This is a genomic window from Pseudomonas sp. ICBG1301, assembly GCF_016918385.1.
GTDB lineage: Bacteria > Pseudomonadota > Gammaproteobacteria > Pseudomonadales > Pseudomonadaceae > Aquipseudomonas > Aquipseudomonas palleroniana.
Genome location: NZ_JAEKGB010000015.1, coordinates 42,284 through 54,919 on the forward strand (window position 1 = coordinate 42,284; position 12,636 = coordinate 54,919).

A 12,636-nucleotide genomic window follows, 5' to 3' on the forward strand; every position below is an offset into this window, starting at 1 on the left:
GGCGATAGCATCACCTGGGTGTACCTGATTCACCGAGGTGTCTGTATCGCAGGCAAGCCAGCTCCCACATTTGATCGGGTTACCACCCCAGCATTCTAATAACAAGGACATCCCCATGCGCGCACTCGCCGCCTTGAGCCGTTTTGTCGGCAATACCTTCGCCTATTGGGTGTTGATATTCGCCGTGCTCGCCTTCCTGGAACCCAGTTGGTTCATCGGCCTGAAAAGTGCCATCGTCCCGCTGCTGGGCCTGGTGATGTTCGGCATGGGGCTGACCCTCAAACTTGAAGACTTCGCCGAGGTCGCCCGCCATCCCTGGCGCGTGGCGCTGGGCGTGGTTGCGCACTTTGTAATCATGCCGGGCGTGGCCTGGCTCTTGTGCCAGGCGTTCCACCTGCCGCCGGAGATAGCCGTCGGGGTGATCCTGGTCGGCTGCTGCCCAAGCGGCACGTCCTCCAACGTGATGACCTGGTTGGCCCGGGGCGATCTGGCGCTGTCAGTGGCCATCGCCGCCGTCACCACCCTCCTCGCCCCACTGCTCACTCCTGCGCTGATCTGGTTACTGGCCTCGGCCTGGTTGCCGGTGTCGTTCATGGAGTTGTTCTGGTCGATCCTGCAAGTGGTGCTGCTGCCCATCGTGCTTGGCGTGGTGGCGCAGCGCGTACTGGGCGAGCGGGTGCGCCATGCGGTCGAGGTGCTGCCGCTGGTGTCGGTGGTCAGCATCGTGATCATCGTCGCGGCAGTGGTTGCGGCGAGCCAGGCGAAGATCGCCGAGTCCGGCCTGCTGATCATGGCGGTGGTGATGTTGCACAACAGCTTCGGCTACTTGCTGGGTTACTTCACCGGCCGGTTGTTCAAACTGCCCTTGGCGCAGCGCAAATCGCTGGCGCTGGAAGTGGGCATGCAGAACTCCGGGCTGGGCGCTGCGCTGGCCAGTGCGCACTTTTCACCACTGGCGGCGGTGCCCAGTGCGCTGTTCAGCGTCTGGCACAATATCTCTGGAGCGTTGCTCTCGACTTATTTCCGTCGCATGAGCGAAAAGGCCGACCGCAGCGCATTGGAGACCCAACCGAAAACTTGATCGTCCGATCCGTTTTCGGCACTCTACCGAGCTTCGCGGGGACGACCTCGCGACGCTTTGCAGCGCTCAACCAGGGGACGACCCCACCAATAGATGGGAGGTCAGTATGTCCTGGATCATTTTGTTTTTTGCGGGTTTGTTCGAAGTCGGCTGGGCTGTCGGGTTGAAGTACACCGATGGTTTCAGCAAGCCACTGCCCACCGCCTTGACGATTGCCGCGATGGCCTTCAGCCTCGGCTTGCTCGGGCTGGCCATGAAGGAGCTGCCATTGGGCACCGCCTATGCGGTCTGGACCGGCGTGGGAGCTGTGGGTACGGTGATCGCCGGGATCATCCTGTTTGGTGAATCCATGGCGCTGTTTCGGCTGGCCAGTGTGGCGCTGATCATTTGCGGGCTCGTTGGGCTCAAGATCAGCACTTAGGCCACTGCCGCCATCGGGAGCAAGCCCCCTCCCACACTCGGAATGTATTCCAAACTGTGGGAGGGGGCTTGCTCCCGATGAGGCCAGTACACCCCACACAAAACTACCTGACACTCCCTCGCAACACACCCACCACTTCCTGCAACCGCGCAGGCGTCGCCGCCTCCACCGCTACCGGTGCACCCGCGACCAGCACCACCCGCGACCAGACCCGATGAAAGAACCCCTTGTTCGGGTCGCGACTGAAAAAACTCCCCCACAACCCCTGCAACGCCATGGGAATCACCGGCACCGGCGTCTCCTCCAGAATGCGCGTCAGCCCGCCACGGAACTCGTTCATCTCGCCATCGGCCGTCAACTTGCCTTCCGGGAAGATGCACACCAACTCCCCTTCCTTTAGATACTGGGCAATCCGCGTGAAGGCTTTTTCATAGATCTGGATATCTTCATGGCGGCCCGCAATCGGAATCGCCCCTGCCGTGCGGAAGATAAAGTTCAGCACCGGCAAGCGGTAGATCTTGTAGTACATCACGAAGCGAATCGGCCGACGCACCGCGCCACCAATCAGCAGCGCATCGACAAACGACACGTGGTTGCATACCAGCAACGCCGCGCCTTCATCCGGAATGGCTTCCAGGTTGCGATGCTCGACGCGGTACATGGAATGGCTGAGCAGCCAGATCATGAACCGCATGGTGAACTCGGGGACAATCCTGAAGATGTAGGTATTGACCGCGATGTTGAGCAGCGACACTACCAGGAACAACTCGGGGATCGACAGCTTGGCCACGCTCAACAACAGGATCGACACGATCGCCGACACCACCATGAACAGCGCGTTGAGGATGTTGTTGGCCGCGATGACCCGCGCCCGCTCATGCTCGGCGGTGCGCGACTGGATCAACGCATACAGCGGCACGATATAGAAACCGCCGAACACGCCCAGGCCGAGAATATCGAACAACACCCACCAGGCCTGGCCATGACCGAGTACCGCCAGCCAGTCGTTGGGCTGGACGTTCTGCGGGAAACCACCAGAGTGCCACCACAGCAACAAACCAAACACTGTCAGGCCAAACGAGCCAAACGGCACCAGGCCGATTTCGACCTTACGCCCGGAGAGTTTTTCACAGAGCATGGAGCCGAGGGCGATACCCACAGAGAACACGGTGAGAATCAGCGTGACCACGGTTTCGTCGCCGTACAGCCATTCCTTCGCATAGGCCGGGATCTGCGTCAGGTAAATCGCCCCGACAAACCAGAACCACGAGTTGCCCACGATCGAGCGCGACACCGCCGGCGTCTGCCCCAGGCCCAGGCGCAAGGTGGCCCAGGACTCGCTGAAGATATTCCAGTTCAGCCGCAAGCCTGGCGTAGAAGCCGCCGCCCGCGGAATGCTGCGGCTGGCCAGGTAACCCAGCACAGCCACGCCGACGATCGCCACTGACACCACGGGCGCGTAATGCGCGGACGACATCATGATCCCGGCGCCGATGGTGCCGGCCAGGATCGCCAGGAACGTGCCCATCTCCACCAGGCCATTGCCACCGACCAACTCATCTTCATGCAGGGCCTGGGGCATGATCGAGTATTTCACCGGGCCGAACAGCGCCGAGTGCGTGCCCATGGCAAACAGCGCCAGCAGCATCAGCTCCAGATGATTGAACAGAAAGCCCGTGGCACCCACGGCCATGATCACGATTTCACCGATCTTGATCGCACGGATCAACGCATCCTTGTTGAATTTCTCGCCAAACTGCCCAGCCAGCGCCGAAAACAGGAAGAACGGCAGGATAAACAGCAGCGCACAGAGGTTGACCCAAATGGAGCGGTCACCGTCGATGGTGAGTTTGTAGAGAATGGCGAGGATCAGCGATTGCTTGAAGATATTGTCGTTGAAGGCACCCAGCAACTGGGTGACGAAAAACGGCAAGAAGCGCCGCGTGCGCAGCAAGGTGAATTGCGAGGGGTGGCTCATCGTCCGTGTTCCTGCGTGGCCTGATAGGCTTTATTGCCGAAGGCTTTTATAAAGAGACAGGCCACGACTTTACCTAAACCCGCTTACTTATTCCCTATTCCTGCAATGCAGGGTGAAACAAAAAGCTCACCTTTATAGGCGCCCTGCACGGTGCGCTTGGCCACGATCAGCCACATCAGCGCCAAGGCCAGCACCAGCGCACTGCCAAACACACTGAAGAACCCCAGATGCAACACGCTCGCCAGCTTCAGCGTGGCCAGGGCATACACCCCCAACGGAAAGGTGAAACCCCACCAGCCGAGGTTGAATGGAATGCCGGCACGCAGGTAACGCAGGGTGATCAACACCGCAATCAGCAACCACCACAAGCCGAAGCCCCACAGCGTGATGCCCGCCACCAGGCCAAGGCCGCTGGCCATCTCGCCGACACCGGGCAAGCCATTGGCCGCGAAGATCGCCGGCGCATCACCGCCCAGCAGCAACATACCGAGTGCACCGGTGCCGATAGGGCCCAGCGCCAGCCAGCTCGACGCAGCCATGTTGGCGTGGGGCAGTTTATGCAACGCCATGCGCAGCATCAGGATAGTCAGGATGCTGAACGCCACCGGCAGCGAAAATGCCCACAATACGTAGCTGGTCACCAGCATCACCAGTTGCCCATGGGCGTCGGCCAAGTGCGGCGCCAGCAGGCCACCACTGGCTGCGGCGACTTCGGCCGCGACGACCGGCAACAGCCAGACGGCGGTCATCTGGTCGATGCTGTGTTCCTGGCGGGTAAACATCATGAACGGAATCAGCACACCGCACGCCAGGGCCATCGCGACGTCCAACCACCACAGGGTCTGCGCCAACGGCAGCACGTCACTGCCCCACCGCGGCAGGCCGAACAGCAACAAACCGTTGAGAATGGTTGCCAGCCCCATGGGAATGGTGCCGAAGAACATCGAAACCGTGGAGTGCCCGAAAATCCGCCGCGCCTCCTGGAAATACATCACCCAACGCGCGGCGTACAACCCACTGAACACTACAAACAGGCCAATGGTAAACATCCACAACGCTTCGGCGACGGCGTACAGGCCCGGCACGTTGACGGGCAGTTGTGCCAGCGCCAGTGCCAGCACGCCGGTGCCCATGGTTGCGGCAAACCAGTTGGGCGTGAATTGACGAATCACTTCCCGCGGCCGGGTCAGGTGACTCAAAGGTTTGTAGCTTGGGGTATTCGCGCAGTTCATGTTGATAATCCTCTTCCTCGTAGGAGGTTGAAGCCATCATAGAACCTGATCGAATATCTATATAACGGGTAATATCTCTATCTGTTATCTAATTTACCTATATACGACACTGACTACACTGCAGCCTTGGCCCGCGCCGTTTCCTGCAACAGCAAGCCGGCCAGTGCACCCAGGGCCAAAACGATGAGTACGGCACCGTAGCCATCGGTGGTGGCGATCAAGCCAAACTCCCGGCTCAGGTTACCGGCCAGCAACGCCGGCAAGCAGAACGCCAGATAGCTCAACACATAGAAGGCCGACATCAGCCCTGCCCGCTCATGAGGCAACGCCAAACCGACGATACTGCGCACACTGCCCGTGAAGCCGCCGCCAAAACCCAAGCCGGCGATCACACTGGCCACAAAGAACAGCCAAAGGCTGGCGCTCTGCACCGCCACCAACAACAGCGCCACCCCGGTCGCCAGCAATGCAGCCGACAGGCGCATGATTTTATCGGCCGGGCGATTGCGCAGGCTGTAGATCATCACCGCACCACTGAGCGTCACCACCGCCACCAACCCACCCCCAATCAGGTGCGAGGTCGACCCGGTAGCAGCCCGCACCAGCGAAGGCGCCAGCGAAGAAAAGAACCCTCCCAGTGCCCATACCGCCACATTCAGCGGCATCGCCAGCCACAGGGCACGGCGCGCTTGTTCGGGGACATGCAGCGTCGGCGCCAGCGACTTCAAGGCCCCCGGTATGCGGCTGACCGTCTCCGGCAAGCGCCACACATACAGCGCTTGCAGGGTCATCAGCCCGAGCATCGCGAAATAAATCAATTGGGTCGGCCGTGGCGCAAACTCCACCAGCAGGCCGCTGCCTAAACCGCCACTGGCCATACCCAGCATCGGCGCAAGGCTATTGAGCATCGGGCCGCGGACACGGTCAGTGTCGAGCAAGGTTGCACCCAGCACCGCCGTCGCCATGCCGGTGGCGAAACCTTGCACCGCCCGGGCGGCAATCAGGTACGCGGTGCTATCAGCGTTGATAAACAGCAGCATCGCCAGCATATTCAGGATCAATGCCGCAAAAATGACCGGCTTGCGTCCCAGGTAATCCGATAGCGAGCCGACGGTCAGCAAGGCTGCCAACAGGCTCACGGCATACACGCCGAAGATCATCGTCAACACAGCCGCCGAGAAATGCAGGTGGTCTTGATACACCTGATACAGCGGCGTTGGCGCGCTGGACGCGGCGAGAAAGGTCAGCACCGTTACCACCAGGAACACCAGGCGGGAACGATGGGAAGTAGGACTGGACATGGGCACGCTCCGCTAAAGCTAATATTTTGCTTTTTCGGAGTGTGCTACCAGAAAGCGCTTAAAGCAAATTCTTTGTGTTAAGGTTTTAGCCATGGCGATAAAAGAAGGCCTTCGCCCGGGAGGCCGTAGTGCCCGGGTCCAAGAATCAGTGCACAGCGCTGCCCGTGAATTGCTGGAAGCCCATGAGCGCTCCAGCGTTACCGTGCCGATGATTGCGGCACGGGCAGGCGTCACGCCGTCCACCATTTACCGCCGTTGGGGCGACCTGTCCGCCCTGCTCGCCGATGTGGCACTGGAGCGCCTGCGCCCGGACGGCGAACCTGCCGACACCGGTAGCCTGCGCGGCGACCTGCGCGCCTGGGGCGAACAATACCTGGATGAAATGAGCTCGGAGCTGGGGCGCAATATGATGCGCGACGTGCAGTGCAGTCGCCCAAGGGACTATTGCACCCACATTCTGATGGGCCAGTTGCAGATTATTCTTGATCGGTATCAGGACACCGTCGGTCCGTTACCCACACTGGACAGGTTGCTGAACCTGATTGCCGCGCCAACGGTGTATCGCAGCCTGTTTTCCAGCACGCCACTGCCGGTTGAAGAGCTGCATGAGCTGATCGACTTGGCGCTCAAGGCCTGAAGCTCATATACCAAACCAAATGTGGGAGGGGGCTTGCTCCCGATGGCGGTGGACCAGTCACCTTATTGATTGACTGACACACCGCCATCGGGAGCAAGCCCCCTCCCACATTTTTACAGCGTTCGACCTTACGTACGCATACCGCGCCCGCTCACCAGCAGCCTCGCGCAACCGATGTACAACACCACGGTAGCGATCAGCATGAAGGTGATCGCCACGCTGATCTTGATATCCGATACCCCCAGGATGCCGTAGCGAAAGGCGTTGACCATGTGCAGTACCGGGTTGGCCAGCGACACGGTCTGCCAGAACGGCGGCAGCAGGGTAATGGAGTAGAACACACCGCCCAGGTAAGTCAGCGGCGTCAGCACGAAGGTCGGGATGATCGAAATATCATCGAAATTGCGCGCAAAGACCGCGTTGATAAACCCCAGCAGCGAAAAGATCGTCGCCGTCAGCACCACCACCAGCAGGGTGACGCCCAGGTGATGCACTTGCAGATGGGTGAAGAACAACGACAGCAAGGTCACGATCACGCCGACCATCAAGCCACGCAGCACGCCGCCCAGGGTATAGCCGATCAGGATGGTGTGGGGCGACACCGGCGATACCATCAGTTCTTCGATGGAGCGCTGGAACTTGCTGCCGAAGAAGCTGGAGACCACGTTGCCGTAGGAGTTGGTGATCACCGACATCATGATCAGCCCCGGCACGATGTACTCCATGTAGGTAAAACCGCCCATGTCACCGATCTGGCGACCGATCAGGTTACCGAAGATCACGAAGTACAGGACCATGGTGATCGCCGGCGGCAGCAGGGTTTGCGGCCAGATCCGGGTAAAGCGCTTCACTTCGCGGTAGACGATGGTTTGCAGGGCAACGAGGTTGGGTTGCAGTTCGGAACTCATACCGCCACCTTCGCCAGATTTTTCTCCACCAGGGACACGAACAACTCCTCAAGGCGATTGGTTTTGTTACGCAGGCTCAGCACTTCGATGTTCTGAGTCGCCAACTGGGTGAACAGCGCAGTGATGCCCATGGCCTTGTCCACCTGCACTTCCAGGGTGTGGCCATCGACCAGCCGGCTTGGGTAACCGAGCAACTGCGGCGGCGCCGACAGATTGTTTTTCAGGTCCAGCAGGAAGGTTTCCACATGCAACTGGCCCAGCAGGTTACGCATGCTGGTGTTCTCGACGATGGTGCCGTGGTCGATGATGCCGATGTTGCGGCACAGTTGCTCAGCCTCTTCCAGGTAATGGGTGGTGAGGATGATGGTAATGCCCTTCTCGTTCAGCTCGGTCAGGAAGGTCCACATCGAGCGACGCAGTTCGATGTCCACGCCCGCGGTGGGTTCATCGAGGATCAGCAGGCGCGGTTGATGGACCAGCGCACGGGCGATCATCAGACGACGCTTCATACCCCCGGACAGCGAGCGCGACGGCACGTCGCGTTTGTCCCACAAGCCCAGTTGGGTGAGGTACTGCTCGGCGCGCTCCTTGGCGACTTTCGCCGGGATGCCGTAGTAGCCGGCCTGGGTCACGACGATGTCAAAGGTCTTTTCGAACTGGTTGAAATTGAACTCCTGGGGCACCACGCCGATGGCACGCTTGAGCGCCGCAGGGGATTTGTCCAGGTCATGACCAAAGATATTCACGCTGCCGCTGGTCTTGTTGACCAGGGTCGAAAGGATGCCGATGGTCGTGGATTTGCCGGCGCCGTTGGGGCCGAGCAAGGCGAAAAAGTCACCTTCGGCGACGTCCAGATCGATACCACTCAAGGCCTGGAAACCGTTGCCGTAGGTTTTGGTTAGCTGCCGGATGGACAGAGCGGAACTCATATCGGATTACGCACCAAAGAAGGGAATAGACAAGATAGATGAGGGCGCACCGCAGGTAGTTCAACCTGCGATGCACGGGCATGGTGCGTGCCCACGTCGCACAAGTACAGTCACCCGTATTAATAGTAGGTATTAAGTCAACGCAGTCATCACGGCTTTGCGGTACGCCGGGCGTTGCTGCAGGCGCTGGTACCAAGCCTCCAGATGCGGCATTGCAGGACGCTCGATAGGCATTTCGAACCAGGCGTAAATAAAGCAGCCCAGGGGGATATCACCCATGCCGAATGCGTGGCCGGACAGATAAGGCTGCTCGGCCAGGGCTTTGTCCACGGTAGCCAAAGCATCGATACAGGCCTGGCGCCCAGCGTTGATGCTGTCCCAGTTCTGTTTTTCCGCCGGGGTACGCACGATGCCCCAGAACACCGCCTTGAACGGCTCGGCGAGGGTCGAGGTGGTCCAGTCCATCCACTTTTCGGCGTTGGCGCGGGCTTGCACGTCGCTCGGGTAAAACGCCGACGCATGCTTGGCGCACAGGTAACGCACGATGGTGTTGGATTCCCACAGCACAAAATCACCGTCTTCGATCACCGGTACCCGGCCATTGGGATTCATTGCCCGATATTGCGGCGTGTCGACCACGCCAAAAGCCCCGCCCGCATCAATTGCCTCATAGTCCAGGCCGAGTTCCTCGGCGCACCACAGTGCTTTCCTGACGTTTGATGAATTTTTACGACCCCAGATCTTCAGCATGACCGCGCCTTATCGTTGATGAACATGGCTTGATGAATGCAGCAGCATACGCCGGTTCACGCGCGGCTTGAATCGCTGTGCATGTCGCCCAGCAGGGGCGGCATGTCCTCGTTAAACAGGTGTGGGTAGCACTGCTGAATGTGGGCGAAAAAAAACGCTTCGGGCACGTCCGGAAACTGCCCGTGCTCCAGCACATATTCCATCGAGCGTCGGCCCTGACGGTTGAATGCGTGGAAGATGCTGTCGTGAATGCCATCGAATTCCAGTGGCGGTACATCGAACAACTCGCACAGTTGCTGGTTGAACGCCGGCGTGGCCTTGACCCAGCGGCCCCGCAGGTACAACTCGGTGTAGCCATGCATGGCGAATACATCACTCTTGAGCAGCGCGATCAGGCGGGGAGTCGACAGATGATTACGCACATCCGCCAGGCCGATGCGCGCCGGGATACCGCAATGGCGAGCACACGCGGCGAGCAGGGTAGCCTTGGGCACGCAATAGCTCTCGCCGGTGGCCAGGGCGAAGCTGGCTTTCAAGCTGCCGGGATCGCGGCTGAAGGTGTAAGGGTTGTAGCGAATCGCCTCACGCACGGCGTAGTAAAGACTGACTGCCTGGTCACGCGGATCCGCGCTCGGACCTCGATGTTTTTCGGCGAACTCCACCACCGCAGGGTGGTCACTATCGATGAAGCGGCTGGGACGCAGGTACGTATCCATAAGCGTTATCTCCGAGACATGCCTGGAGTTTAACGACAGGTCTGCCCTGGAGATAACGACGATTCGGCCAAATGTCGGCGCCTGGTGATGGTGCTCCCAATACAACTCGTTACACCCTGATCACCGCGCTTTTTCGGATGCCGACTAAGCTCCAATGTGGTTTCGCCCCTGGTTTCACGGAGGATTGAATATGCTGTTGTTGTGGATACTGGTTCTAGTGCTCGGCATTGCCTACCTGGCACACCGCCGCACCGCGCCCCTGCCCGCCCTGGGCGTGGTCGCCGTCTACCTGCTGGCGATGGGCGCCTGGAGCCACGCGCCGGGCTGGCTGTTGCTGATCTTCTGGGTATTGATCGCGGCAGTCGCCGCCCCCCTGCTGCTGCCCGACCTGCGTCGTCAATACTTCACCAAGCCACTGTTCAACTGGTTCCAGAAAGTCCTGCCACCGATGTCCGAGACCGAGCGCGACGCCATTGATGCCGGCACCGTGTGGTGGGATGGCGAACTGTTCAGCGGCCGCCCCGACTGGGACAAATTGCTGGCCTACCCCAAGGCCCAACTGACCGAAGAAGAACAAGCGTTTATCGACGGCCCCACCGAAGAACTCTGCGCCATGGTCAGCGACTGGGAAATCGGCCAGGCCATGGACCTGCCGCCCGCCGCCTGGGAGCACATCAAGACCCACGGTTTCTTTGCGCTGATCATTCCCAAGGAGTACGGCGGCAAGGGTTTCTCCGCCTATGCCCATTCCCAGGTGGCGATGAAGCTGGCCACGCGCAGCGGCGACCTGGCCTCGACCGTGATGGTGCCCAACTCCCTCGGCCCGGCTGAACTGCTGCTGCATTACGGCACCGACGAGCAGCGCAACCACTATCTGCCACGCCTGGCCCGTGGCGATGACATCCCCTGCTTCGCCCTCACCGGCCCGCTGGCCGGCTCCGACGCCGGCGCCATGCCCGACACCGGTGTGATCTGCAAGGGAGAATGGGAAGGCAAGGAAACCCTGGGCCTGCGCCTGAACTGGGAAAAACGCTACATCACCCTGGGCCCGGTCGCGACGCTGCTGGGCCTGGCCTTCAAGGCGTATGACCCGGATCATCTGCTGGGCGAAGAAGAAGACCTGGGCATCAGCCTCGCGCTGATCCCCACCGACAACCCCGGCGTCGAAATCGGCCGCCGTCACCTGCCCCTGGGTGCCGCGTTCATGAACGGTCCCAATTCCGGCAAGGATGTGTTCATCCCCCTGGAATACCTCATCGGTGGCCAGGAAATGCTCGGCAAAGGCTGGATGATGCTGATGAACTGCCTGTCGGTTGGCCGTTCGATCTCGCTGCCTGCCGTGGGCACCGGCGCCGCCAAGTTCACCAGCCTGGTGACCGGCCAGTACGCTCAGGTACGTGAACAGTTCAACGTGCCGCTGTCGGCCTTCGAAGGTATCCAGGAAGCCCTGGCGCGTATCGGCGGCAATGCGTGGCTGATGGACAGCGCACGCATGCTCACCGCCAACGCCGTGGACCTGGGGGAAAAACCTTCGGTGCTGTCGGCGATCCTCAAGTACCACCTCACCGAACGCGGTCGCGAGTGCATCAGCCACGCCATGGACGTGCACGGCGGCAAGGGCATCATCATGGGCCCGAACAACTACCTGGGCCGTAACTGGCAGGGCGCGCCGATCTTCATCACCGTGGAAGGCGCGAATATCCTGTCGCGCAACCTGATGATCTTCGGCCAGGGCGCCATTCGCTGCCATCCGTTCGTGCTCAAGGAAATGGCCCTGGCCGGTCGCGAAGACCATGACCAGGCTCTCAAGGAGTTCGATGGCCTGCTGCTGCAGCACATCGGTTTTGCCGTGAGCAACGCCGCCAGCACGCTGGTACTGAACCTTGGTGTAGGGCATTTCGAGAAAGCCCCGGGCAACCGCTTGAGCCAGGGTTACTTCCGCGCCTTGAACCGCCAGGCCGCCGCGTTCGCCCTGCTCGCCGACTTGAGCATGATGCTGCTCGGCGGCGAGTTGAAACGTCGTGAACGCTTGTCCGCACGCCTGGGCGATGTGCTGAGCCATATGTACCTGGCATCGGCCGCGCTCAAGCGTTATCACGACCTCGATTCGCCGGATCACCTGGAGCCGTTGTTCGCCTGGGCCATGGAAGAAAGCCTCGGCAAGTCGGAGCAGGCACTGGATGAGCTGTTGAGCAACTTCCCGAACAAAGTGCTCGGTTGCCTGTTGCGGGTAATCGTGTTCCCGTTCGGGCGTCGCCATACCGGACCGTCCGATGCGCTGGATGCCGAAGTGGCTGCGGTGATCGGCCGGGCCAAGGGCGACCCGACCCTGGAGGAGTTGCTGGCCGGCTGCTACCGCCCACAATCGGCGGAGGATCCGGTGGGCGCACTGCAACACGCCTACGACCTGCTCGGTGCCGGACAGCCCTTGCAGAAAAAACTGCACACCGCGCTCAAAAGCGGCCAGGTCAAACCCGCTGCGGGCGAGCATGTCATCGATGCCGCGCTGAACGCAGGCGTCCTGCAGGCCGCCGAAGCGCAGACGCTGCGTGAGGCTGAAGCCGCGCGACGCAAGGTGATCGACGTGGACGATTTCAGCAAGGAAGAACTGGCCCAGGCTGAGGGTAAAGTCCGCTGAGTCGGGCAGTCATATAATTACGGGCGCTTGAGCTATATACTCTCG

11 protein-coding genes are annotated in these 12,636 nt (G+C 60.5%); 4 read left to right on the plus strand and 7 right to left on the minus strand.

Annotated elements, in window-relative coordinates; genetic code table 11:
* Window positions 1-115: 115 nt before the first annotated feature.
* Window positions 116-1,081 carry a bile acid:sodium symporter family protein gene (locus JBE38_RS25835; protein ID WP_205345446.1) on the plus strand — a complete coding sequence of 322 codons (966 nt, stop codon included), beginning with the start codon at window positions 116-118 and terminating at the stop codon, window positions 1,079-1,081.
* Window positions 1,082-1,187: 106 nt separating this feature from the next.
* On the plus strand, window positions 1,188-1,502 hold the full coding sequence (gene sugE, locus JBE38_RS25840) for a quaternary ammonium compound efflux SMR transporter SugE (protein WP_060756959.1): 315 nt from the start codon (window positions 1,188-1,190) through the stop codon (window positions 1,500-1,502).
* Window positions 1,503-1,605: 103 nt separating this feature from the next.
* On the opposite strand, the gene JBE38_RS25845 is transcribed toward sugE, so the two are convergent.
* The 3 genes from JBE38_RS25845 to JBE38_RS25855 all read right to left on the minus strand — a co-directional run bounded on the left by JBE38_RS25845 (window position 1,606) and on the right by JBE38_RS25855 (window position 6,013).
* Window positions 1,606-3,480 (minus strand): MFS transporter, encoded by a 1,875-nt coding sequence (locus tag JBE38_RS25845; RefSeq protein ID WP_060756958.1) that lies wholly within the window; start codon window positions 3,478-3,480, stop codon window positions 1,606-1,608.
* An 83-nt stretch (window positions 3,481-3,563) separates the two neighbouring features.
* Window positions 3,564-4,712 carry a TDT family transporter gene (locus JBE38_RS25850; protein ID WP_161550368.1) on the minus strand — a complete coding sequence of 383 codons (1,149 nt, stop codon included), beginning with the start codon at window positions 4,710-4,712 and terminating at the stop codon, window positions 3,564-3,566.
* Between the two features lie 113 nt (window positions 4,713-4,825).
* Window positions 4,826-6,013, minus strand: a complete 1,188-nt coding sequence (locus JBE38_RS25855) for an MFS transporter (RefSeq protein ID WP_161550367.1) — start codon at window positions 6,011-6,013, stop codon at window positions 4,826-4,828.
* A 91-nt stretch (window positions 6,014-6,104) separates the two neighbouring features.
* On the opposite strand from JBE38_RS25855, the gene JBE38_RS25860 reads away from it, so the two are divergent.
* Entirely contained in the window at window positions 6,105-6,650 is a 546-nt protein-coding gene (locus JBE38_RS25860) for a TetR/AcrR family transcriptional regulator (RefSeq protein WP_161550366.1), read from the plus strand.
* Window positions 6,651-6,778: 128 nt separating this feature from the next.
* Here JBE38_RS25860 and JBE38_RS25865 read toward each other — a convergent pair whose 3' ends face one another.
* The 4 genes from JBE38_RS25865 to JBE38_RS25880 all read right to left on the minus strand — a co-directional run bounded on the left by JBE38_RS25865 (window position 6,779) and on the right by JBE38_RS25880 (window position 9,953).
* Window positions 6,779-7,558, minus strand: coding sequence for an ABC transporter permease (locus JBE38_RS25865; protein ID WP_060756954.1), 780 nt, complete (start codon window positions 7,556-7,558; stop codon window positions 6,779-6,781).
* Window positions 7,555-8,487 (minus strand): ABC transporter ATP-binding protein, encoded by a 933-nt coding sequence (locus JBE38_RS25870; protein ID WP_090365896.1) that lies wholly within the window; start codon window positions 8,485-8,487, stop codon window positions 7,555-7,557. The genes JBE38_RS25865 and JBE38_RS25870 overlap by 4 nt, the downstream gene beginning before the upstream one ends.
* Before the next feature lie 132 nt (window positions 8,488-8,619).
* Window positions 8,620-9,237, minus strand: coding sequence for a glutathione S-transferase family protein (locus JBE38_RS25875; RefSeq protein ID WP_104995951.1), 618 nt, complete (start codon window positions 9,235-9,237; stop codon window positions 8,620-8,622).
* Window positions 9,238-9,293: 56 nt separating this feature from the next.
* The gene (locus JBE38_RS25880) at window positions 9,294-9,953 is read right to left on the minus strand and encodes a transglutaminase-like domain-containing protein (RefSeq protein ID WP_205345447.1); all 660 of its coding nucleotides are present in this window, start codon (window positions 9,951-9,953) and stop codon (window positions 9,294-9,296) included.
* Window positions 9,954-10,143: 190 nt separating this feature from the next.
* Here JBE38_RS25880 and JBE38_RS25885 point away from each other — a divergent pair, with 190 nt between their 5' ends.
* Entirely contained in the window at window positions 10,144-12,591 is a 2,448-nt protein-coding gene (locus JBE38_RS25885; protein ID WP_205345448.1) for an acyl-CoA dehydrogenase, read from the plus strand.
* Window positions 12,592-12,636 lie beyond the last annotated feature (45 nt).